Annotated in this window: 20 protein-coding genes; 7 read left to right on the top strand and 13 right to left on the bottom strand. The window is 60.9% G+C overall.

The window, feature by feature from the left end:
* Window positions 1-320: 320 nt before the first annotated feature.
* From CKW32_RS06950 to CKW32_RS06895, 12 genes are all read right to left on the bottom strand, one after another.
* Window positions 321-1715 carry an FAD/NAD(P)-binding protein gene (locus CKW32_RS06950; RefSeq protein WP_095184425.1) on the bottom strand — a complete coding sequence of 465 codons (1395 nt, stop codon included), beginning with the start codon at window positions 1713-1715 and terminating at the stop codon, window positions 321-323.
* A 12-nt stretch (window positions 1716-1727) separates the two neighbouring features.
* Window positions 1728-2495 (bottom strand): ABC transporter ATP-binding protein, encoded by a 768-nt coding sequence (locus tag CKW32_RS06945; protein WP_032889754.1) that lies wholly within the window; start codon window positions 2493-2495, stop codon window positions 1728-1730.
* 3 nt (window positions 2496-2498) lie between these two features.
* Window positions 2499-3839 carry an ABC transporter substrate-binding protein gene (locus CKW32_RS06940; protein WP_032889756.1) on the bottom strand — a complete coding sequence of 447 codons (1341 nt, stop codon included), beginning with the start codon at window positions 3837-3839 and terminating at the stop codon, window positions 2499-2501.
* Between the two features lie 19 nt (window positions 3840-3858).
* Entirely contained in the window at window positions 3859-4908 is a 1050-nt protein-coding gene (locus tag CKW32_RS06935) for a branched-chain amino acid ABC transporter permease (protein ID WP_032889758.1), read from the bottom strand.
* A gap of 4 nt (window positions 4909-4912) precedes the next feature.
* Complete coding sequence (locus tag CKW32_RS06930; protein WP_032889760.1) at window positions 4913-5794, bottom strand: branched-chain amino acid ABC transporter permease; 882 nt, start codon at window positions 5792-5794, stop codon at window positions 4913-4915.
* Window positions 5794-6564, bottom strand: coding sequence for an ABC transporter ATP-binding protein (locus CKW32_RS06925; protein ID WP_095184424.1), 771 nt, complete (start codon window positions 6562-6564; stop codon window positions 5794-5796). The genes CKW32_RS06930 and CKW32_RS06925 overlap by 1 nt, the downstream gene beginning before the upstream one ends.
* Complete coding sequence (locus tag CKW32_RS06920) at window positions 6561-7409, bottom strand: AMP-binding protein (RefSeq protein WP_095184423.1); 849 nt, start codon at window positions 7407-7409, stop codon at window positions 6561-6563. The genes CKW32_RS06925 and CKW32_RS06920 overlap by 4 nt, the downstream gene beginning before the upstream one ends.
* A 126-nt stretch (window positions 7410-7535) precedes the next feature.
* On the bottom strand, window positions 7536-8969 hold the full coding sequence (locus tag CKW32_RS06915) for an LLM class flavin-dependent oxidoreductase (RefSeq protein WP_032889765.1): 1434 nt from the start codon (window positions 8967-8969) through the stop codon (window positions 7536-7538).
* Window positions 8969-9295, bottom strand: a complete 327-nt coding sequence (locus CKW32_RS06910) for an acyl-CoA dehydrogenase (protein WP_032889767.1) — start codon at window positions 9293-9295, stop codon at window positions 8969-8971. Before CKW32_RS06910 ends, CKW32_RS06915 begins: the two co-directional genes overlap by 1 nt.
* 12 nt (window positions 9296-9307) lie before the next feature.
* Window positions 9308-10504 (bottom strand): SfnB family sulfur acquisition oxidoreductase, encoded by a 1197-nt coding sequence (locus tag CKW32_RS06905; protein ID WP_095184422.1) that lies wholly within the window; start codon window positions 10502-10504, stop codon window positions 9308-9310.
* Window positions 10505-10678: 174 nt separating this feature from the next.
* A complete protein-coding gene (locus CKW32_RS06900; protein WP_095184421.1) occupies window positions 10679-11035 on the bottom strand; it encodes a hypothetical protein in 357 nt (118 codons plus the stop codon).
* Window positions 11036-11176: 141 nt separating this feature from the next.
* Window positions 11177-11740: a helix-turn-helix domain-containing protein gene (locus CKW32_RS06895; RefSeq protein ID WP_095184420.1), complete on the bottom strand. Its 564-nt coding sequence runs from the start codon at window positions 11738-11740 to the stop codon at window positions 11177-11179.
* 93 nt (window positions 11741-11833) lie between these two features.
* Between CKW32_RS06895 and CKW32_RS06890 the strand changes: the two genes are divergently transcribed.
* From CKW32_RS06890 to CKW32_RS06860, 7 genes are all read left to right on the top strand, one after another.
* Window positions 11834-12763 (top strand): DMT family transporter, encoded by a 930-nt coding sequence (locus CKW32_RS06890; protein WP_095184419.1) that lies wholly within the window; start codon window positions 11834-11836, stop codon window positions 12761-12763.
* Window positions 12764-12956: 193 nt separating this feature from the next.
* Window positions 12957-15878 (top strand): monovalent cation/H+ antiporter subunit A, encoded by a 2922-nt coding sequence (locus CKW32_RS06885; protein WP_032889775.1) that lies wholly within the window; start codon window positions 12957-12959, stop codon window positions 15876-15878.
* Window positions 15878-16222 (top strand): Na+/H+ antiporter subunit C, encoded by a 345-nt coding sequence (locus CKW32_RS06880; RefSeq protein ID WP_003192163.1) that lies wholly within the window; start codon window positions 15878-15880, stop codon window positions 16220-16222. Before CKW32_RS06885 ends, CKW32_RS06880 begins: the two co-directional genes overlap by 1 nt.
* Entirely contained in the window at window positions 16219-17901 is a 1683-nt protein-coding gene (locus tag CKW32_RS06875) for a monovalent cation/H+ antiporter subunit D (protein WP_032889777.1), read from the top strand. Before CKW32_RS06880 ends, CKW32_RS06875 begins: the two co-directional genes overlap by 4 nt.
* A complete protein-coding gene (locus CKW32_RS06870; protein WP_032889779.1) occupies window positions 17898-18386 on the top strand; it encodes a Na+/H+ antiporter subunit E in 489 nt (162 codons plus the stop codon). Before CKW32_RS06875 ends, CKW32_RS06870 begins: the two co-directional genes overlap by 4 nt.
* Window positions 18383-18661 (top strand): K+/H+ antiporter subunit F, encoded by a 279-nt coding sequence (locus tag CKW32_RS06865; RefSeq protein ID WP_005789171.1) that lies wholly within the window; start codon window positions 18383-18385, stop codon window positions 18659-18661. Before CKW32_RS06870 ends, CKW32_RS06865 begins: the two co-directional genes overlap by 4 nt.
* The gene (locus CKW32_RS06860) at window positions 18658-19011 is read left to right on the top strand and encodes a Na+/H+ antiporter subunit G (RefSeq protein WP_032889780.1); all 354 of its coding nucleotides are present in this window, start codon (window positions 18658-18660) and stop codon (window positions 19009-19011) included. The genes CKW32_RS06865 and CKW32_RS06860 overlap by 4 nt, the downstream gene beginning before the upstream one ends.
* 129 nt (window positions 19012-19140) lie before the next feature.
* Here the strand turns inward: CKW32_RS06860 and CKW32_RS06855 are convergent, their stop codons facing one another.
* Window positions 19141-22074: a M64 family metallopeptidase gene (locus CKW32_RS06855; RefSeq protein WP_095184418.1), complete on the bottom strand. Its 2934-nt coding sequence runs from the start codon at window positions 22072-22074 to the stop codon at window positions 19141-19143.
* Window positions 22075-22137 lie beyond the last annotated feature (63 nt).

The raw sequence follows: 22137 nt of genomic DNA, 5'->3' as shown, positions 1-22137 counted from the left end.
CAAACTGTGGGAGGGGCGGTGCGACGGTTCGACTTGCTCCCGATGGCGGTGTGTCAGTTTATGCAGCTGTGACTGACACACCGCCATCGGGAGCAAGCCCCCTCCCACATTTGGGCGGAGTTGGACCTGAGAACCCGGTCGGTTCTCAGGCCGCCACGCTCTTGCTTTTGATCTGAAATCGCCCCGTCAACCACGATGGCCGGCATTCCGGCCTTTACAAAAGTGACCCACTGTAAGAGCGGAACCACTAGCCGCCGTTACCCAAATAACGGATATGCACCCCAAAAAAAACCGCACATCTGAAGCAAGCCCTACCCCATTCAGGCCTTCACCAATCTCGAAGCCAGCGCCTTGGCCTGAAGCGCCACATCCGTCACCGCCGTGCTTTCCCACCACATCCCGCGCAATGGCGGGCCCATGGCAAACAGGCGTTCACTGACCTGCCCCTGGGCATCCAGCACTGCGCCGGACACATCCGCCGCAATCCCCAACGCCAACGGCCCAGGCCTGATCAACCCGCGTTTGAGCAACTGCTGCGGCAACGGCCGGGCCACGCGGCGCCAGTCGTATTCGATGCCGCTGGAGTTGATCAGCGCTGCCCCCGACACTTGGGTGATCGCCTGTTCGCCTCGATAACGCAAGCGAATGGTTACGCCCTCGCCCGAAGGCTCCAGCCCTTTGAAAGACGCCGCTTGAATCCGCAAGCGCCCTTCCTCATGCAGCCGCGCTACCAACTCTGCGCTCAATGGCGGCGAGCGGTGGTGATGGCTTTCCCACCAGGGCCGCACATGCCGCACGAACTGACGTTTCTCCCGCTCGCTGGCCTGGCTCCACAACCGGCCGATATGGGCGCGCACGGTGTCCAGCGGCGACTGCCAATCGATGCCCTGCTCCAGCGCGATCCGGCATTGCCGACGCACTTCGCGCAGCAACTGCCGAGGGCTGCGAAGGCCGTGGTCAGCGGCAAGAAAATCCTCCCAAGCCGGCGGTTGCCGGCGCACATGGGGCAACAAACCGTGGCGTGAGAAAACCTCGATAGGTCCGCGATGCCCGGCCTGTTCCAGGGACACCACCGCGTCGACCATGGTCAGCCCGGAACCGATGATCAGCACCCTGGACTGCGGGTCGAGCTGGGTCATAGCCTGCACATCCCACGGGTCCACCGCCGCGGCGTTCAAGCCGCTGGATTCGGTTTGTGGCGTGCGCGCCGCCGGGAACATGCCGGTGGCCAGTACGGCAAACGCACCGCGCAGTTGCTGGCCGTTGTCGAGGGTCAGCAGGGTTGAATCCGCGTCAACTTGCAGGTCGACCACTTGCGCCCTGACATGCTCCACCGTGGAAGCCGACAACACCTTGGCCTCAGCCAACCGTTGCTGCGCATACAGGCCAAAAATCCCGCGCGGCGGGAACAGTTCGCTGATGGGCACGTGCTGCTGGTCCGACTCCGGCCAGCCGCCAGCGCCGATGTAGTCAGTGAGCCATTGAGTCAGGTCATCGGCATTGTCCGGGTCAACACTCATGCGTGCCGCGTTGCCGTTTAGGGTGTGGCCCAACTCCACAGCGCTGTAGGCCTCGCCACGCCCGAGCTCGGCGCGCGGCTCGATCACCAGGATCCGACGCTGACCACCTAGACGCAGCAGTTGCACGGCCAGCATCGTCCCACTCAGGCCGCCGCCGACGATCAGTACATCAGCGTTGCGGATGGATTCACTCATGCAGGTTCGCCCTTACTGTTTACCCAGGTAAATATCATGCAAGTCACCCCGCGCCAGCAATTCAGCGGCGCTGCCGCTCAAGGCCACGCGCCCAGTATCCAGCACGTAACCCTGGGACGCATAGGTCAGCGCGACGTTGATGTTCTGCTCGGCGATCAGGAAGCTCACCTGCTGCTCGCGGTTGAGCTGCGCGATGATCTCGAAAATCTCCTGCACGATCATAGGCGCCAAACCCATGGATGGCTCGTCGAGCAGTACCAAAGTAGGACGAGTCATCAACGCACGGCCGATGGCGACCATCTGCTGCTCGCCGCCCGAGGTGAGCCCGGCGCGGGTGTGGCGCTTGGTCTTGAGCCGGGGGAACCAGGCGTAGATGCGCTCCAGGTCGTGCTCCATTTCCTTGCGGCTCAGGCGTCGCACAAAGCCGCCGCTGCGCAGGTTGTCTTCCACCGTCAGCTGGCCGAACACATGGCGCCCCTCCAGCACATGCACCATGCCCTGGCGCACGCGCTGGCTGGGGTCGACATCCGCCAGGTCCTTGCCTGCGTACTCGATCACACCTCGGCTGACCTCGGCGCGCTCGGCCCGCACCAGACCAGAGATGGCCTTGAGGGTGGTGCTCTTGCCGGCACCATTGGCACCGAGCAAAGCGACAATGGCGCCCTTGGGCACGCTCAGCGAGACCCCGGCCACCGCCAGGATTGCGCCGTCGTAGATCACTTCAATGTCATTGACTGTCAGCAGTGACGCGCTTTCGGCTTCAGTGGCAGGCTGGCTCATGGCTTATTCATCCCCCGTGCAGGTGCGTGGCGTGAGGCCTTTTTCCTTGGCGAACGCGGCGGATTTTTCATCGATCAACGGGCGCAGCAGCCCACGGTCGGCGGCGATCCATTCGCTGACCAGCGTCCAGTTGGCGCCGTCCCATTGCTGCACGCGCGCAGAACCGCCGCCTTCATGGTCGCGGCATGACAGCTTGAGGTTCTGCATCAGGCCCAGGTAACCCATGGCCTTGAGGCGTGCGTCGTCGATATTCAGGTGTTCCAGGCCCCAGCGGCCTTCTTCACCATTGAGTGGACGCTTGCCGAACTTGGCCTGACCGGTGCGGATCGCCTCTACGGCCACGGCCGCGTTCACCAGGCCGGAGTTGTAGTAAACGCTGCCGAAGTTTTTCAGGTCCTTGAGGTCGCTGTGGCCCTTGTCGAGGATGTATTGCTTGAGGCGTTTGTGGATCTCAAAATCGGCGCCCGCCGGGTATGGCGTCAGCGCCAGGTAGCCCTTGGCGGCAGCGCCAGCGGGCAATACGTCTTCGCTGGAACTGGCCCAGATGTCGCCGATGATATGGTCAACCGGGAAGCCGAAGCGCGCGGCGGTCTTCACCGCCACCGGCGTCGACACGCCCCAGGTGCGCAGGAACACCCAGTCCGGGTTGGCCTGGCGTACCTGACGCCATTGCGCGGACTGTTCATTGCCGGGGTCAGCCACTGGAATCTGGATATTTTCAAAGCCGTATTTTTCGGCCAGCAATTTCAGCGGGCCGAGGGTTTCGCGCCCATAGGCCGAGTCGTGGTAGACCGTGGCGATCTTCTTGCCCTTGAGTTTGTCGAAGCCGCCTTCGCGCTGGGCAATGTAGTTCACCAGGGTCGAGGCTTCGCTGTAGAAGGTCAGCATCACCGGGAAGTTGTAAGGGAACACCGTGCCGTCGGTGGCTTCGGTGCGACCGTACCCGAGGGTGATCAGCGGGATCTTGTCCACCTCGGCCCGCTCGCTCAAGGCATACGCCGCCGGCGCGCCGTTGGGCTGATACACCGCGACCGGCGCGCCATCCAGGCCATTCTTGAAGCGCTCGTAGCACTCGATGCCCTTCTCTGCCGTCCACTCGGTCTCGCATTCCTGCCACACCAGTTTCACGCCATTAATGCCGCCTTCGACCTCGTTGATATAGCGCAGGTAGTCGATCATCCCGGCCCACACCTGCACGCCGCTGGACGCGTAGGCGCCCACCCGGTACGTCGCCAGGGGGAAGAACTGCTGGTCGGCCGAGGCCATCGCCTGGGGTACGGCAGCGGACAACGCCGCCAACGCAAAGGCCGCACTGACCAGGGATCGTTTTAAGGATGCACGCATGGAAATTCTCTTCTATAGGTCAGAAACGTAGGGGCCACTGACGCAGCCGATCGCGAAGGTTGTGCAACAGGCGAATCAAGCCCTCGGGTTCCTTGATCAGGAACACGATGATCAACACGCCAAAAATGATTTTTTGCAGATTCTGCAACTGCCCCGCGTCCACCGAGCCGCCGAACAGCGCTTGCCCCGCGTGGCTGAGAAAGATCGGCAGCAAGCTGATAAACGCCGCGCCCACGAAGTTGCCGGCGATGCTGCCCATGCCACCGATAATGATGATGAACAGGATCTGGAAGGAGCGATTGATATCGAAGCTGCTGGCGCTGGCCGTGCCCAGGTAGGCAAACGCCCACAGCGCGCCGGCGATGCCGAGGTAAAACGAGCTGACCGCAAACGCCAGGCGCTTGTAGCGCACCACCGGGATGCCGACCACGGCGGCAGCGGTGTCCATGTCGCGGATCGCCATCCAGTTGCGCCCCACTTGGCTGCGCACCAGGTTGACGGCGGTCCAGGTCAACAGCAGCACCGTGACCAGCGTCAGCCAGTAGCGGCCCAGCGGCGTATTAAGGTCATGGCCGAACAGTGCAAGTTTCGGCGCAGAGATAGTCCCGGACGATCCGTAGTTGTAGAACCACGGGAATTTGACGAACAGCCATTCCAGGAAAAACTGCGCGGCCAATGTGGTGACCATCAGGTAGAAGCCTTTGATCCGCGAGCTGGGCAACCCGAACAACAGGCCGACCAAGGCGCTGATAATCCCGCCGCCCAGCAATGCCAGCGGCAATCCCAGCTCCGGCAAGCGCAGCAGGAATCCGTAGGTCGCGAAGGCGCCGACCGCCATGAAGCCGGCCGCGCCCACCGAGGTTTGCCCGGTGTAGCCGGTCAGCAGGTTCAAACCCAACCCGGCCAGCGACAGCACTAGAAACGGGATCAGGATCGCATTGAGCCAATAGTCATTGCCCCACAGCGGCACCACGATAAACGCCAACGCCAGCAGGCCGAGCAGGCCCCAGGGCACACGTCGCGGGACCAGCAACAACGGCGCGGTTTCTTGAGCAACAGGGATCGACATGGTTTCAGACTCGCTCAATAGCGCGCTCGCCGAACAGGCCGGCGGGACGGATATACAGGAAGGCCAAGGCCAAGACATAGGCGAACCACGGCGTGATGCCGCCGCCGATCAGCGGGCCGATATACACCTCAGCCAGGTTTTCCGCCGCGCCGACAATCAGCCCGCCGACAATCGCGCCACCAATCGAGGTAAAGCCGCCGATGATCAACACCGGCAATGCCTTGAGCACCACCAGCGACAGCGAAAACTGAACCCCCTGGCGCGCGCCCCATAACAGCCCGGCCACCAGCCCGACAATGCCGGCCACCGCCCAGACGATCTGCCAGATGCGGTTGAGGTTGATGCCGATGGACAGCGCTGCTGTGGTGTCATCCGCCACTGCGCGCAACGACACACCGATGCGGGTCTTGTTGAACAGCAGCGCGAGCACCGTCACCAGCACCACGGCAGCCGCTGCGGCGATCAGGTCGAACTGGCTGAGCATCAGCGGGCCGACAAACAGCGGCACGTCGTCGATGCCCAAGTCCAGGGCGCGCACTTGCGCCCCCATCAAGCCCTGGGCCAGGCCTTCGATAATGAATGACAAGCCGAGGGTGGCCATGAACAAGGTGATCTGAGAGCGGTTCACCAGCGGGCGCAGCACCAGGCGCTCGATGAGCAACGCGCCGACGATCATCACGATCACCGTCAGCAGCAACGCGAGGGCAAACGGCACGCCCTGGTCATGCAGGCTGACAAAGGTCAACGCCGCAAACAGCAACATCGCGCCCTGAGCAAAATTGAACACACCGCTGGCTTTGTAGATCAGCACGAAGCCGATGGCGACGAGTGAATACATCGTGCCGGCGAGCAGGCCGCCAAGCAGGGTTTCGAAGAAGAAGGTCATCAGTGTACGGCTCCCAAGTAGGCGGCGATCACCTCGGGATTGGCCTGTACTTGCGCCGGCGTGCCGTCGCCGACCTTGCGCCCGTAGTCGAGCACCACCACGTGGTCGGACAGTCCCATCACGACGCCCATGTCGTGTTCGATCAACACCACGGTGGTGCCGAGGTCGCGGTTCACGTCAGCGACGAAGCGCGCCATGTCCTGTTTCTCTTCTGCGTTCATCCCGGCCATGGGTTCGTCGAGCAGCAACAGGCTAGGTCCGGCGATCAGTGCACGGCCCAACTCCACACGTTTTTGCAGGCCGTAGGACAGGTTGCCCACCAGCACATCGCGGTGTGCTTGCAGCTCAAGGAACTCAAGAATGCCTTGGCCCCGCTGGCGAAAGGTCGCGGCCTCGCGGCGCGCGCGTGGCAAGCCGAGGGCCTGCTCGATAAAGCTGCTGCGCATGTGCCGCGACAGGCCGGTGAGAAGGTTGTCGAGCACGCTCATTTTTTTGAACAGCGCGTTGTTCTGGAAGGTGCGGCCAATGCCTCGGCGCGCGGCGCCCAAGGGGTCGATGCGGTGGAAACGTTGCTGTTCGAAGACGATCTCGCCGGCGTCAAAGCGATACACGCCATTGAGCACATTGAGCAACGAACTTTTACCGGCGCCGTTAGGGCCGATCAACGCGCAGATCTCGCCGCGCTGCACGTCAAAAGACAAGGCATTGATGGCCTTGACCCCTTTGAATGACAGCGAGATATCGCGCACCTGAAGAATAGCGTCGCTCATGCGATTTCCCGTTTGAGTTCAGCCAGCCACACGGGCTCGGCAGTGGATTTGAGAGGCTGCCAGATAGAGGCCAGGCGCTGGAAACCCAACAGTTTGCGTACACGGTTCTTCAGTAAACGGCGCAGGCCGCTTTGAGGGTGGGCGATGGCCCAGTCGCACAGGCGTCGGCGCCAGGTGCCGCGGGGTGCAAGGCGGCTTTCGATCTCATCGGCCAAGTGCCGCAAACGCTCGGGCGACAGCAGCAAGCCGGTGGGCGCCACTTCACTGCGATCGCGCTGCGCCGAGGCCAGGCTTTCCGGGAAGGCCAGGCCGTGGCCGCTGCTCAGCCATTGCTCCAGCAGCACCGCCAGACCGCCTTGCCAATGGGTGCCCTCCTCGCTCCACAGTGCTGTTTCGCCGGAGGGTTGCCACCAGCGCTGCAAATGCTGCGCAGGCTCGACCGGGCCGAGCAATTGGGCGAAATCCAACCGCTGGGTGAACGTCCAATCGCGCTGACGACCTTGAGCGTAGGCGTGGCTGGGATGCATACGCCACAGGTGTTGCTCCAGGGCCTGCGGCTCAAGGTCATCGGCCAGCGTCAGCACTTGCGCGCCGACGGAATGGGCCGCCAACGCCAGCAACAGCAGGTTCGGCTCAAAGGCGCCGCTGAGCACCAGGCGAGACTGTTCACTTAAACCTTGCTGGCGCAAACCATCGGCCAGGCGCTCGACGTCGCGCAGGGTGTCGATCCAGCGCCAGGCATACCACTGGCCCTGGCGCTTGTGGCGCAGGGCGATGTGCAACGGTGTGAGTTGTGCCCAGTGTTGCAGGTGTTCCAGGAGGGCCTTGGGTTCGAGCACGCTCATAGGTGTTTGCTCCTATTGGAGGGTGTGCGTGCGGTGGTCCGCTGGCTTGATTATTTGGATCGACACGGGACAACTGTGGGAGGGGCGGTGCGACGATTCGACTTGCTCCCGATGGCGGTGGGTCAGTTAGACCACCTTTGACTGAGCCACCGCTATCCGCGGCAAGCCCCCTCCCACATTGGATTTATGTGCATTCGAAAGATCGCGATAGCTGGCGCCCGGGTGGTTGGCTCCCAGTCGCGCACCGTCGCCAAACAACTTCTCGCGCAACGTGCCTTCGGCGTATTCGGTCTTGTACACCCCACGCTTCTGCAACTCCGGCACCAGCCATTCCACGGCGTCGATAAAGGTTTCGTGGGTCAGCGCATAGGCCAGGTTGAAGCCGTCGACGTCGGTCTCTTCGACCCATTCCTGCAACAGGTCTGCCACCGTCTCCGGACCGCCGACAAACAGCGGACCGAAGCCACCGATGCCGACCCAGTCCGCCAGTTCATTCGGCGTCCAGACTTTATTCGGATCGGCCGTGGAGAAGGCTTCCACCGCCGATTGAATGGCGTTGGTGTGCACATGCTTGAGCGGCTCATCCGGTTTGAACTGGCTGAAGTCGATGCCGGTCCAGCCGGAGATCAGCGCCATCGCGCCTTCGTAGCTCACATAGGATTTGTAGTCGTCAAACTTGGCTTTAGCCTTGGCGTCCGTTTCGTCGACGATCACCGTCTGCAAATTGAAGATCAGGATTTTCTTCGGATCACGCCCGGCCTCGGCCGCACGACGGCGGATGTCGGCAACGGTTTTTTTCAGCAGCACCTTGGACGGCGCGGCGACGAACACGCATTCGGCCTGCTCGGCGGCAAACTGCTTGCCACGGCTGGACGCGCCGGCCTGGTACAGCACAGGCGTGCGCTGCGGCGACGGCTCGCAAAGGTGAATGCCGGGCACCTGGAAGTGTTTGCCGACGTGTCGGATCTCGTGGATTTTGCTCGGATCACTGAAAATCCGCCGCTCGCGGTCGCGCAGTACCGCGCCCTCCTCCCAACTGCCTTCCCAAAGCTTGTAGCAAACCTCCAGGTATTCCTCGGCGTAGTCGTAGCGTGCGTCGTGTTCGGTCTGGGCTTTCTGGCCGAGGTTCTTGGCGCCGCTTTCCAGGTAGGAAGTGACGATATTCCAGCCGATACGGCCCTTGGTCAGATGGTCCAGGGTCGACAGCCGACGCGCGAATGGATAGGGATGCTCAAACGACAACGAAGCGGTGAGACCAAAGCCCAGGTGCTCGGTGACCAACGCCATCGGCGCGATCAGCGACAACGGGTCGTTGACCGGCACTTGGGTGGCCTGGCGAATCGCCGCATCACCGTTGCCGTTGTACACATCGTAGATGCCCAGCACGTCGGCTATAAACAGGCCGTCGAACTTGCCACGCTCCAGAATTTTCGCCAGATCGGTCCAGTATTCCAGGTCCTTGTACTGCCACGAACGGTCACGGGGGTGCGCCCACAGGCCGGGAGATTGGTGGCCGACGCAGTTCATGTCGAAAGCGTTCAAGCGGATTTCACGGGACATCACAGCACTCCGTTGAGGTGGTAGTTGCCGACAATCTGGTATTTGTTGCGCAACGGATCATCCAGGGTCGACGGCAGCGCGGTGCGTTGCCCGGTCAGTTCAAATTCCGCGTTACTGGCGGCGATGAGGGCTTCGGCGGCGGCGATTTGCGCCTCGGTGGCGGCCACCGGGCTCGGGTGGGTTTCGGCGCGTTCGAGCAAGGCAGCGGCCACATCCACACGGATCTGCAAGTCGCCGAAGCGGCTGATCACATAGGGGTCAGCGCTTTTTTCGACATGGCGGCGGGTGCTGTCCAGCAGTTGGCGCGCGAGATTCAAGGCAGTCATGGGTCAGGTTCCTCAGTTCCAGGCGTGGCGCGCAGGTTTCACGCCGTTGAGCACGAAGTTGCCGATCAGGTGGTATTTCCAGCGGGCCGGGTCGTGCAGGGTGTGGGTGCGCGCGTTGCGCCAGAAGCGGTCGAGGTTGTGCTTGGCCGTGACCGAACGGGTGCCGGCCAGTTCGAAGAGTTTGCTGCTGGCGAGCAAGGCGGTTTCGGCGGACAGCACCTTGGCTTGGGCGACGATCAGCGAGGCGTTGGCCACGGTGTCTTCGTTCGGTTGCGCCAAGGCTTGGTCAACCGCGATGCCGGCCTTGGCGAGGATCGCTTCAGTGCCGTGCACGCGCCATTCCAGATCGCCGATGGCGGCGATGGTGAACGGGTCCTGCCAGCCGTGATCCTGCTGGCTGTCGATCCAGGGACGGGCCTGGCGCGCGAGAATTTTTGCCTGTTCAAGGGCGCCGAGGGCAATGCCGGTATCCACCGCTGCCTGGATGATTTGCGAAATCGGCCCATCGGCCGTGGGCTGGTCAAACGCCAGGTGGGCGGGAATCACCGCGCTCAAGGGCACAGTCACGCCGTCGAGGGTCACGCCGCCGCTGGCGGTGGTACGCTGGCCGAAGCCGTCCCAGTTGTCGATCACGGTCAGGCCTGGCGCGTTGCGCTCGACAAAACCAATGAACGCCTGGCCCTTTTCGTTATTGCCCACCGTGGGCACGATATGGGCGAACAGTGCGCCAGTGCAGTAGAACTTTTCACCGTTGATTTGCGCGGTATCACCGTGAAACCGGATTTGGGTGTCAAAGGTGCCGGCGTTTTTGCTCTTGGCCTCGGAGAAAGCATTGCCGAAGCGGTAGCCCGCCAACACCTTGCCGAAGTAATAGCGCTTCTGCTCCTCGGTGGCGGTTTGCAGGAGGATGTCGACGACACCCAGATGGTTCTGCGGGATTTGCCCCAAGGACGGGTCTGCGGCGGAGATCAATTTGATCACTTCGGCCACGGTGACATAAGACACACCGGCGCCACCGTAGGCCTTGGGAACAGTGATGCCCCACAGGCCGCTGGCGGAGAACTCGTCGAGTTCGTCTACCGGTAAGCGACGGTCGCGGTCGCGCACGCTGGCATCGACGGCGAAGCGTTCGGCCAGGCGCGTGGCGACCTCAATGGCCTCCGCGTCCGAGCGGATGATATGGGCAGGGTGTTGAGGGTGGGCTGACATGGGCCGACTCCAGGCTCCAGGGATATGCAGGAGCTACAGCAGGAGTCGTGCCACATGAAAAATAACTTTAAAAACAATGAGTTAAATTAAAATCTCGCAAAGAACGGGAGCGCTGTCATACAGCAAACTGTCTAGTCACTGTTCACCTGCAAACAGTAACGTATGGAACACGCTCTATGCAGGGGTGCGAGGAGCCCCTTCGACAATGTACTTACCAAGGTCCGATTTATAAGGCGGCGAAAGCCCTTCCACCTCAAAACTCACATAAACGAGGGACGTGAAAAAAACCGGTTTTCCAGTCCACGCGGGAATTCCCAAGGTTTCTACCGATTTAACTTCAACCCTGAAGTAACTGGTGCCATTCCCCTCAATCTTCCCAATGATTGTTTGACCTATGCTCATGCCAACGAACGGTTTGATAACCAATTTGAGCTCTTCAGCCTCCACATCAGCATATTGGACGACACCGCCCTGTGATGGCTCCAGGGATGGTGCAGGGTTCACCAGCACGGGGGTTTGTTCGTCTTTCATGGTCCATCCTCCAGTGATTGATTAAATCACGGCCAACCAACCACTTCCGGGCAGTGATGCCATAAACCTATGCCCGGCACATGAGACAAACAAGCTGTGAAACTTGACAGGTGCTCATCAGCATCCTTGTAGACAAGGCCGCTAAATCACCACGTTGCGCACAAAGCGCACGGCGACCTCGCCATCGTTGCGATAGGCGTGGGGCTGGTGGCTGGCGAACATGAAGAATTCGCCGGCGCCGATGGTGTTTTCCTGATCGCCCACGACCAGCGTCAAGCTGCCCTCGAACACAAACAGCTGCTCGCTCCAGCCTTCCAGGTCGGGGTCCGGGCAATAGCGATCACCGGGTTCGAGGCGCCACTCCCACAATTCAACCTCGCGCCGCGCGGTGGCCTTGGCCAGCAATACCGCCTTGCTCCCGGCAATTTCACCGGCCCAGGCCAGTTCGTTGATGCGGCTGTGATCGCGTACGTCCGGAGCCTGGATCAGGTCGCTGAAGGCTACGTCCAATGCTTCGGCCACGCGGTCCAAGGTGGACAGGCTGACGTTTTTCTCACCCGCTTCGATGGCCACCAGCATGCGCCGGCTGACCCCGGACTTTTCCGAGAGCGCGGTCTGGCTCAGGTCGGCGGCGTGGCGCAGGCGACGAACGTTTTGGCTGACGTGCTGCAGGACCGAGGCCCGTTGTGGATTTTCTTTGTGCACTATATTGCTCAATAGGTGGGTGTGCGCAGTATACTGCCCAGCGTGCGGCGCATTGTGCGGTCCGTACCTTTCCCTGTGCAAGACCGAGCCGCCATGACCACCACCAAAACCCCTTCGCGTTTCAACCGCTTCAGCAAAGCCGAATGCATTCTGGTGTTTATCACCATGATCTGGGGCGGCACCTTTTTATTGGTGCAGCACGCTATGACGGTGAGCGGTCCGATGTTTTTCGTGGGTCTGCGCTTTGCGGCTGCGGCCATCGTGGTGGGTTTCTTCTCGTTGCGCACGCTGCGCGACCTGACCTTGTTTGAATTGAAGGCCGGGGTGTTTATCGGTGTGGCGATCATGTTTGGCTACGGCTTGCAGACCATCGGCCTGCAGACGATCCTGAGCAGCCAGTCGGCGTTTATCACCGCGCTCTACGTGCCGTTCGTGCCGTTGTTGCAATGGCTGGTACTCGGCCGTCGCCCTGGGTTAATGCCGAGCATCGGCATCATGCTCGCGTTTGCCGGGTTGATGCTGCTGACCGGGCCTGCGGGGGCTTCGCTGAATTTCAGCCCAGGTGAAATCGCGACCTTGATCGGTGCCATTGCGATTGCGGCGGAAATCATCTTGATCAGCGCATTTGCCGGTCAGGTGGATGTGCGCCGGGTGACGGTGGTGCAATTGGCCACAGCCTCACTCCTATCGTTTTTGATGGTGGTGCCGATGGGCGAGGCGCTGCCGGGGTTTTCGTGGTTGCTGCTTTTCAGCGCCGTGGGCTTGGGCTTGACCAGCGCGGTAATCCAAGTCGCGATGAACTGGGCGCAACAGAGCGTTTCACCGACACGAGCCACGTTGATCTACGCCGGCGAGCCGGTGTGGGCCGGTGTGGTGGGGCGGATTGCCGGCGAGCGGTTCCCGCCGATTGCAATGCTGGGGGCGGTGTTGATCGTGGTGGCAGTGATTGTCAGCGAATTAAAGACGAAGGGGCAGAAAGCGCTCGCGTTGGCTGAAGAGCTGGAGCAAGAGCGTCAGAATTGAGGTTCGTGTTTTGGAGTTGCCTCGCAGCCCGGCAAGAGCATACGCCCTCGCCACAGGGGTAATTCCAGCCTAATGAAACAATGCCAAATGGGAAGTTTCAGCCTACCTTGTAGGATCCTGCCACATCTTGCCGTTTGGTGATCATCAAAGCGGCACGTATGATGCATCCCAAACTCCCGCAGATTAGAAGCCTATGTCCCTGATAGTTCTACTGCTTCTGCCATTCATTGGCAGCTGTCTAGCGGCCTTGCTGCCGCACAATGCACGTAACACCGAATCCCTGTTGGCCGGCCTTGTGGCTCTGGTCGGCACCATTCAAGTCGCCCTGCTCTACCCCCAGATCGCCCACGGTGGCGTGATCCGCGAAGAATTCATGTGGTTACCCAGCCTTGGGCTGAACTTCGTGTTGCGCATGGATGGGTTTGCCTGGCTGTTCTCGATGCTGGTGCTCGGCATCGGCGCGCTGGTGGCGCTGTATGCGCGCTACTACATGTCGCCGGACGATCCGGTGCCACGTTTCTTCGCATTTTTCCTGGCTTTTATGGGCGCGATGCTCGGGCTGGTGATCTCCGGCAACTTGATTCAAATCGTATTTTTCTGGGAACTGACCAGCCTGTTCTCGTTCCTGTTGATCGGTTATTGGCACCATCGCGCCGATGCGCGACGCGGCGCCTACATGGCGTTGATGGTCACCGGTGCAGGCGGTTTGTGCCTGTTGGCAGGCGTGATGTTGCTGGGGCATATCGTCGGCAGCTATGACCTGGACCTGGTGCTGGCGGCGGGCGATCAGATTCGCGCGCACGCCCTGTACCCGGTCATGCTGGCCCTGGTGCTGATCGGCGCCTTGAGCAAAAGCGCGCAGTTCCCGTTCCACTTCTGGCTGCCCCACGCCATGGCGGCACCGACCCCGGTGTCTGCCTATCTGCACTCGGCGACGATGGTGAAGGCCGGCGTGTTCCTGCTGGCCCGTCTGTGGCCCTCGCTGTCGGGCAGCGAAGAATGGTTCTGGATCGTCGGCGGTGCCGGCGCCCTCACCCTCCTCCTCGGCGCTTACTGCGCCATGTTCCAGAATGATCTCAAAGGCCTGCTGGCCTACTCCACCATCAGCCACCTCGGGCTGATCACCTTATTGCTGGGCCTCAACAGCCCGCTGGCGGCCGTCGCGGCGGTGTTCCACATCCTCAACCACGCCACCTTCAAAGCCTCGCTGTTCATGGCGGCGGGCATCATCGACCACGAAAGCGGCACCCGCGACATCCGCAAGCTCAGCGGCCTGGTGCGCCTGATCCCGTTCACCGCGACCCTGGCGATGGTGGCGAGCGCATCCATGGCCGGCGTGCCATTGCTCAATGGATTCCTGTCCAAAGAGATGTTCTTCGCCGAAACCGTGTTTATCTCGGCCACTCAGTGGGTGGAAATCGCCCTGCCTATGATCGCAACCATCGCCGGCACCTTCAGCGTGGCCTATGCGCTGCGTTTTACGGTCGATGTGTTCTTCGGTCCGCCTGCCAAAGACCTGCCCCACACACCCCACGAGCCACCACGCTGGATGCGTGCCCCCGTCGAGTTGCTGGTATTCACCTGCCTGCTGGTGGGCATTTTCCCGGCCCAGGTGGTCGGCTCGATCCTCGCCGCTGCGGCACTGCCGGTGGTCGGCGGTGTACTGCCGGAGTACAGCCTGGCCATTTGGCATGGCTGGAACGCGCCGATGATCATGAGCCTGGTGGCCATGACCGGTGGCGTGGTGCTCTACCTGATGCTGCGCAAGCAGCTCAAGCTCGGCCGTTTCAAGTACCCGCCGGTCATCAGCTACTTCAACGGCAAGCGCGGCTTTGAGCGCAGCCTGGTGGTGATGATGCGCGGCGTGCGCAAAATCGAAAAACGCATCAGCACCAAGCGCCTGCAGACCCAGTTGTTCCTGCTGGTGATCGTCGCGGTGATCGGCGCCATGATCCCGATGTTCAACAGCGGCCTCAGTTGGGGTGACCGGCCGAAGATCCCCGGCTCGATCGTGTTCGTGACCCTGTGGCTGCTGGCAATTGCCTGCGCCCTGGGCGCCGCCTGGCAAGCCAAATACCACCGGCTGGCGGCACTGACCATGGTCAGCGTGTGCGGCCTGATGACGTGCATCACCTTCGTATGGTTCTCCGCGCCCGACCTGGCATTGACTCAACTGGTGGTCGAAGTGGTCACCACCGTGCTCATCCTGCTCGGCCTGCGCTGGCTGCCACGGCGGATCGAAGAAGTCTCGCCACTGCCCAGCTCGCTACGCAAGGCGCGCATTCGCCGCCTGCGTGACTTCCTGCTGTCCACCGTGGTCGGTGGCGGCATGGCGCTGCTGTCCTACGCGATGCTGACGCGCCAGACGCCCAACGATATTTCCTCGTTCTACCTGAGCCGCGCCCTTCCCGAAGGCGGCGGCAGCAACGTGGTAAACGTGATGTTGGTGGACTTCCGTGGCTTCGACACCCTCGGCGAAATCACCGTGCTAGGCGCCGTGGCGCTGACGGTGTACGCCCTGCTGCGGCGCTTCCGCCCGTCCAAGGAAAGCATGCAACTGCCTGCACAACAGCGCCAACTGGCGCCGGACGTGGCGACCGACCTGGTCAACCCGCGCCAGGCCAGCGATACCGCCCTGGGCTTTATGATGGTGCCGGCAGTCCTGGTACGCCTGCTGCTGCCGATTGCCCTCGTAGTGTCGTTCTACCTGTTTATGCGCGGCCACAATCAACCGGGCGGCGGTTTTGTCGCCGGCTTGGTGATGTCGGTGGCGTTTATCCTGCAATACATGGTGGCCGGTACGCAGTGGGTCGAGGCACAAATGAGCCTGCGGCCAATGCGCTGGATGGGCTTCGGCCTGTTCTCGGCAACGCTGACCGGGATCGGCGCGTTGTTTGTCGGCTACCCGTTCCTCACCACGCACACCTGGCATTTCAGCCTGCCGCTGCTGGGCGATATTCATGTCGCCAGCGCGCTGTTCTTCGACGTCGGCGTATACGCCATGGTCGTCGGCTCGACCTTGCTGATGCTCACTGCCCTCGGTCACCAGTCGGTGCGCGCGCATAAACCGAGTAACCAGGCCAAAGTAGTCGCCGCAACAGAAGGAGCCGCCTGATGGAAGAAGTCATCGCAATTGCCATTGGGGTCCTGGCGGCCTCCGGCGTCTGGTTGATCCTGCGGCCACGGACGTTTCAGGTGGTGATGGGCCTGTGCTTGTTGTCGTACGGGGTCAACCTGTTCATTTTCAGCATGGGCAGCCTGTTTATCGGTAAAGAGCCGATCATCAAGGACGGCGTGCCGCAAGACCTGCTCAACTACACCGATCCCCTGCCCCAGGCACTGGTGCTGACGGCCATCGTGATCAGCTTCGCCATGACCGCACTGTTCCTGGTGGTGCTGCTGGCGTCACGGGGCCTGACCGGCACGGACCATGTGGACGGCCGGGAGCCCAAGGAATGAACTGGGTCAACCAACTGATCGTCGCCCCCATCCTGCTGCCGTTGCTCACCGCAGCGCTGATGCTGATGCTCGGCGAAAAACGCCGCCCGCTCAAAGCCAAGATCAATCTGTTCTCCAGCGTCATCGGCCTCGGCATCGCGATCCTGCTGTTGTACTGGACGCAAAAAGGTGGGCCCGGCTCGATTGGCGTCTACCTGCCGGGCAACTGGCAGGTGCCATTCGGCATCGTGCTGGTGGTGGATCAACTCTCGGCATTGATGCTGGTGCTCACTGGGATTATCGGCGTGAGCGCGCTGTTGTTCGCCATGGCCCGCTGGGACCGTGCCGGTACCAGCTTCCATGCGCTGTTCCAGATCCAGATGATGGGCCTTTACGGCGCGTTCCTCACGGCGGACCTGTTCAACCTGTTCGTGTTCTTCGAGGTGCTGCTGGCCGCGTCCTACGGCTTGATGCTGCACGGCTCGGGCCGCGCGCGGGTGTCGTCGGGCCTGCATTACATTGCGATAAACCTGCTGGCGTCGTCGCTGTTCCTGATTGGCGCGGCGATGATCTACGGCGTTACCGGTACGCTGAATTTTGCTGATCTGGCACTGAAAATCCCGCTGGTACCGGAGGCCGATCGTGGCCTGTTGCATGCCGGTGCGGCGATCCTCGCCACCGCGTTTTTGGCCAAGGCCGGCATGTGGCCGCTGAACTTCTGGCTCGCGCCCGCTTACTCCTCGGCCAGCGCGCCGGTGGCGGCGATGTTCGCGATCATGACCAAAGTCGGCGTGTACACCGTGCTGCGCCTGTGGACGCTGCTGTTCTCCGGCCAGGCCGGCGCTTCGGCGTTGTTTGGTGGCGACTGGCTGGTGTACGGCGGCATGGCAACCATCGTCTTCGCTGGGCTAGCAATGGTGGCGGCGCAACGCCTGGAGCGCATGGCGAGCCTGAGCATCCTGGTGTCGGCCGGCATCCTGCTGTCGTCGGTGGGTTTCGCCCAGCCGAGCCTGACCGCTGGGGCGCTGTTCTATCTGGTCAGCTCGACCCTCGCGTTGAGTGCGCTGTTCCTGCTGGCCGAATTGATCGAGCGTTCGCGCTCGGCCAATGACCTGCCGTTGGATGAAGAAATCGATGCATTGCCCAAGGCCATGGAGTCGTTGCACCCGCGTCCAGGGGTCAACCTGGATGACGAGCAGAAAGCCGTAGTCGGCCAGGTGATCCCCTGGACCATGGCGTTCCTGGGCTTGAGTTTTGTCGCCTGCGCACTGCTGATCATCGGCATGCCGCCGCTGTCCGGGTTTATCGGCAAGCTCAGCTTGCTGAGTGCGCTGGTCAATCCACTGGGCCTGGGCAGCGGCCAGGAAGGCCCGATTCGCCCTGCGGCCTGGGGCCTGATGGCATTGCTGATCCTGTCCGGACTGGCCTCGCTGATCGCCTTCGCCCGTCTGGGTGTCCAGCGTTTCTGGACCCCGGAGGAGCGTCCATCGCCCTTGCTGCGCCGCTACGAATGCGTGCCGATTTTCTTCCTGCTGGGCCTGAGCATCCTACTGACCTTCAAGGCCGAGCCGCTGATGCGCTACACCCAAGCCACCGCCCAGAGCCTGAACAACCCGGAAAGCTACGTGATGGCGGTCATGGCCACGCGACCAGTGCTCAGCCCTGAAGCCAAGACGGCCGCTCTGGAGGTGCAACCATGAAGCGTCTGCTCCCTGCCCCATGGTTGTCCCTGGCATTGTGGGTGCTGTGGCTGGTGCTGAACCTCTCCGTCAGCCCTGGCCATCTGCTGCTGGGTGCTGCGCTGGGGGTGCTCGCCCCACTGCTGATGGCGCCGTTGCGCCCGCTGCCGATCCGCATCCGCCGACCTGGCGTAATCATCCGCCTGTTCTTCCTGGTGGGCCGCGATGTGATCGTCTCCAACCTGCAAGTGGCCTGGGCTGTGCTGACATGCGGCTCGCGCCCACCGCGTTCGCGCTTCATCAAGATCCCCCTGGACTTGCGTGACGCCAACGGCCTTGCCGCCCTGTCGATGATCACCACCGTAGTGCCCGGCACCATCTGGTCGGAACTGGCGCTGGATCGCAGCATCCTGCTGCTGCACGTCTTCGATCTGGAGGACGAAGTGGCCTTCATCGAACATTTCAAAAGCGCGTACGAGCGGCCATTGATGGAGATCTTCGAATGAGCGCCCTGCTCTCCAATGCAATCCTGTTCAGCCTGTTCCTGTTCTCCCTGGCCATGGTGCTGACGCTGATCCGCCTGTTCAAAGGCCCTTCAGCTCAAGACCGGGTACTGGCGCTGGACTATCTGTACATCCTGGCGATGCTGATGATGCTGGTGCTCGGTATTCGTTATGCCAGTGACACCTACTTTGAAGCGGCGCTGTTGATTGCGTTGTTTGGCTTTGTGGGCTCGTTTGCCCTGGCGAAATTCCTGCTGCGCGGGGAGGTGATTGAATGATGCCGTTCTGGATGGAAATCGTGGTCGCAGTGCTGCTGGTGTTGAGCAGTGTGTTTGCGCTGATCGGCGCGATCGGTTTGCTGCGCATGAAGGACTTCTTCCAGCGCATGCACCCGCCTGCCCTGGCCTCGACGTTGGGAGCCTGGTGTGTAGCGTTGGCGTCGATCGTGTATTTTTCGGTACTCAAGTCCGGGCCGGTGCTGCACGGGTGGTTGATTCCGATTTTGCTGTCGATCACCGTGCCGGTGACCACGTTGCTGCTGGCCCGTACGGCACTGTTTCGCAAGCGCATGGCCGGTGATGACGTGCCGGCCGAAGTCAGCAGCCGCCGCGCCGATAAAACACCGTAGCTCCGGCACTTTATCAGCGCTAGCTCGCGAAGCTCGTCAACGATAACGCAGCACTTCATGCTGAATCGTGGCGCACTCAGGTTTTCGCGAGCAAACTTCGCTCCAACAGTGATTGAAGGTCCGCCCGCCTCAGGGCGTGCAAGGACTCAAGCGCCGCCACGGCTTGGCTGAACCGCTCAATACAAAGTTCAGGTCAGGCCGATTATTCTGCGTCCAGTGGGCGACCTCGTAGTTGTAACCGTCATAGGACACCTTCTCGTTGGGCGTCGCGTAGGCCTTGGTCGCCACCCAGACCGGCGCGCAGTTACCGGCTTGTTGGGCTGTGACGTTAACCGTATGACTTGCACTGGCGCTGCGATTGTCGGCATCGGTCACCATGAGGTTGATGGTGCGTGGGCCAGCCGTGGCAGGCGCGGTAAGGATCGGACCGATCCCGGAGGAAGACGCCGGCGAAAACTCATTCGCCATCCATGCATAACGCAGGTTGCCGCCACTCGACCCCGCGCCCGACAGAGTCAGCGTCTTGCCTGCCTCCACGGAAATCGGACCGCTGATTATCGCCTGCGGTGCAGGGCTATCCACTGGCTTGGGCTCTATCACGACGTCCTTGGACAGCGAAGTCGGATTGGGGGAACCGGTGCGGTAAACCAGCACCGTAACCCTGCCGGTCGTACTTTGCGTGACCTCGGGCGCCTTCGCCACGATATTCGGGGCGCTCACATTCTGGTAAGCAAACGCCGGCGAAAACGCCCAGCTATAGCCGCGAACATCCCGCAGATCATTGACGACGGCGGTAAAGACAGCCACCTCACCGGAAATCAGCGTCTGCGGCCCCTCTACCCTATCGGGTTCGGGCGTGGGCTCATCGGACTGGACCTGAATGCTGCGCGTGACGGTATTACTGCGGTTCTCGCTGTTGGTCACCGTCAGCGATACCGGGAAACTGCCCGCTTTCTCAGGCGCTTTGAAATCAGGTGCTACTGCGGATGAACTGGATGGCTCAAAATCAGCGGCATTCCACCGATATGTCATCTTGGCCGACGAATGGGGGATCTCTGAACTGGACCCATCCAACTGAAAGGTTTGAGCGCTTTTTATCGACGAAGGTCCCTGGATTTTGGCATAGGGGTCAGTGTCTACGGGTTGCCTGCGCCTGACGACAACGGAGGTCTCCAGTGTCACGGTATCGGCCGGAAGGCTGATTTTTTGAGGATAAGGATCGTTCTCGGTGCCCGGTAACTTCATCAGCGGCGTGACACTGACACTGAACGTAAAGGGCGTACTGACAGAGGGTGTGGGGGCAACGATGCGCAAACTCTTCTGCGTCACGCCGATGGGCTGGGTCCATCCGTCCGGCACGGTCCAGCGATATTGGAATTCGGGGTCCTCTGCGCCTTCGTGGGAGATGTCGGCCGTCAATTCCACCCAGGTCCCTCCGTTAGCGGAAGAGGCGCCAATGATTTCCCCTTTGATCCGCACGGAGGGAAGGACTTTCAGCGTCTCACTCCGGGTGTTCGCCATCTTGCCGTCAGTAATCTGCACCTCGACCGGGTACTCCATGAATTGCGGCGCCGATGGGGCCTCAATCATCGCGTAACGCCCGTTGACCTGCGGATTGAGTTCAACAGGGATCTTCCAACGATACGTAAACGGCGCTGCGCCTGCATTGGGCACACTCGTCGATCCCGCCTCCACCATCAGGGGAGCACGACTGTTGCGGTAAGAAGACGCTATGGGCTCACGTTTCTCCCCGGTTTTTATCTTCATGACAACTGACGGGGCAAAAACAAGCGGCACGTCGTTACCCAGGTACGCATGCAGCAATCCGCGAATCTGCCGCTCGTTGACCGCCCCCCAACCAGCCTCGTGCCCCTTCACACCATAACGTCCACCGCCCATGATGCCTTGGGGTGCGGGGCCGTACGTACAGTCTTTGTGGATGGTGTAAAGGCCTAACGTGCCAGCTTCAACCGCATTTTCTTCGGTTGGCAAAGGCGTTTGCGGACTGATCAGATCGCCCCACTTGATTTTTTCCCTGTCAGTCTGACGGGTGATATTCGGCGCCGCAGGCTCGACATCGAAGCACGTCTCGCCGGCGTCATAGGACGCATATTCATCCGCCAACCTGAACAACGCATGACCGATTTCATGGGGAATCGAGGTGATGGCCAGCGGCGTATTGGCAGACGGTTTAAAGATATAAATCTTATTGGTACTGGCGAGACCGCCGACGCCGACCTGATGATATGTAAACTTCGAAAGTTTAATCGAAACGTCATAGATGCCATGCCCCAGTTGATTACTGTGCCGCATGATCGTTTCAATATTCTTAGTATCCGGCTCACCCGATACCGGCGAAACATGGTCAAAGCGTAAAAAACCCACTTTATCTTTAATCGCATCGAACACAGTATCGCCCATAATAATATCGATGGCGGCCTGGGTATCGTCACGAAAGGCCTGCATATCGTCTTGGGCATAACCATCGCCGACAATTGCAAACACCAGCGGCTTTCTCTGGGTGCTACCGTCCGGATTAAGCATGACCACCTTGTCGCTGTCGATATCGCCTAGGACACCGCGCAAAGGTGCTCGCTTCGCCAAGCGTTCGATGGCCTGGCGATCGAGTTCCAGTAACGGCTTGCGCATCGCTGCGCCATCGAGTGAGTCAACCGCCTTGAGGTCAATACGAAAGATCTTGATCCTGGACACTTGGCTGTCGTAAGGAAGTAATACTTCTTCAGTGCCTTCTACAGCAGATTCCGCACTGACACTTGATATTGCACCTGTTATCTCATTAAAAACTTCGCCGCGACGATAACGACTGTCATTAATGGTGCTGCTATAAAGCGTATTGCCATTGGCGTCCACAGTAATAACTTTCCATCCCCGCTCAACATCGGCATGTTCCGCCAAAATCGCCGGAGGCACCTTGTAATTACCGAGGGAAACTTCAGCAACATCTAGCGCATCGTGCTGACTTTGCAGTTGCATCCACACACTTTGAGCTTGGGAGATCGGCATCCACACCAGTAGCGCCAATACAGTTAATATCTTATTCATTCCAATATCCTTCGTACCGGTGAGGAGATCAAAATTCTTTAAGAGATAAAACTGTTTCGCCGC

The sequence above is a fragment of the Pseudomonas sp. Irchel 3H9 genome (genome assembly GCF_900187495.1).
Taxonomy (GTDB): Bacteria; Pseudomonadota; Gammaproteobacteria; order Pseudomonadales; family Pseudomonadaceae; genus Aquipseudomonas; species Aquipseudomonas sivasensis.
The sequence above is the reverse complement of the archived record's forward strand: the minus strand, read 5'-3'. Positions and strand labels throughout refer to the sequence as shown.

Excerpts from the sequence above, each read along its gene's own strand:
- CKW32_RS06905 (WP_095184422.1), bottom strand. The coding sequence starts at position 10,504 with ATGTCAGCCCACCCTCAACACCCTGCCCATATCATCCGCTCGGACGCG.
- CKW32_RS06890 (WP_095184419.1), top strand. The coding sequence starts at position 11,834 with ATGACCACCACCAAAACCCCTTCGCGTTTCAACCGCTTCAGCAAAGCC.
- CKW32_RS06865 (WP_005789171.1), top strand. The coding sequence starts at position 18,383 with ATGAGCGCCCTGCTCTCCAATGCAATCCTGTTCAGCCTGTTCCTGTTC.
- CKW32_RS06925 (WP_095184424.1), bottom strand. The coding sequence starts at position 6,564 with ATGAGCGACGCTATTCTTCAGGTGCGCGATATCTCGCTGTCATTCAAA.
- CKW32_RS06880 (WP_003192163.1), top strand. The coding sequence starts at position 15,878 with ATGGAAGAAGTCATCGCAATTGCCATTGGGGTCCTGGCGGCCTCCGGC.
- CKW32_RS06875 (WP_032889777.1), top strand. The coding sequence starts at position 16,219 with ATGAACTGGGTCAACCAACTGATCGTCGCCCCCATCCTGCTGCCGTTG.
- CKW32_RS06930 (WP_032889760.1), bottom strand. The coding sequence starts at position 5,794 with ATGACCTTCTTCTTCGAAACCCTGCTTGGCGGCCTGCTCGCCGGCACG.
- CKW32_RS06885 (WP_032889775.1), top strand. The coding sequence starts at position 12,957 with ATGTCCCTGATAGTTCTACTGCTTCTGCCATTCATTGGCAGCTGTCTA.
- CKW32_RS06900 (WP_095184421.1), bottom strand. The coding sequence starts at position 11,035 with ATGAAAGACGAACAAACCCCCGTGCTGGTGAACCCTGCACCATCCCTG.
- CKW32_RS06870 (WP_032889779.1), top strand. The coding sequence starts at position 17,898 with ATGAAGCGTCTGCTCCCTGCCCCATGGTTGTCCCTGGCATTGTGGGTG.
- CKW32_RS06860 (WP_032889780.1), top strand. The coding sequence starts at position 18,658 with ATGATGCCGTTCTGGATGGAAATCGTGGTCGCAGTGCTGCTGGTGTTG.
- CKW32_RS06915 (WP_032889765.1), bottom strand. The coding sequence starts at position 8,969 with ATGTCCCGTGAAATCCGCTTGAACGCTTTCGACATGAACTGCGTCGGC.
- CKW32_RS06940 (WP_032889756.1), bottom strand. The coding sequence starts at position 3,839 with ATGCGTGCATCCTTAAAACGATCCCTGGTCAGTGCGGCCTTTGCGTTG.
- CKW32_RS06920 (WP_095184423.1), bottom strand. The coding sequence starts at position 7,409 with ATGAGCGTGCTCGAACCCAAGGCCCTCCTGGAACACCTGCAACACTGG.
- CKW32_RS06935 (WP_032889758.1), bottom strand. The coding sequence starts at position 4,908 with ATGTCGATCCCTGTTGCTCAAGAAACCGCGCCGTTGTTGCTGGTCCCG.
- CKW32_RS06855 (WP_095184418.1), bottom strand. The coding sequence starts at position 22,074 with ATGAATAAGATATTAACTGTATTGGCGCTACTGGTGTGGATGCCGATC.
- CKW32_RS06945 (WP_032889754.1), bottom strand. The coding sequence starts at position 2,495 with ATGAGCCAGCCTGCCACTGAAGCCGAAAGCGCGTCACTGCTGACAGTC.
- CKW32_RS06950 (WP_095184425.1), bottom strand. The coding sequence starts at position 1,715 with ATGAGTGAATCCATCCGCAACGCTGATGTACTGATCGTCGGCGGCGGC.
- CKW32_RS06910 (WP_032889767.1), bottom strand. The coding sequence starts at position 9,295 with ATGACTGCCTTGAATCTCGCGCGCCAACTGCTGGACAGCACCCGCCGC.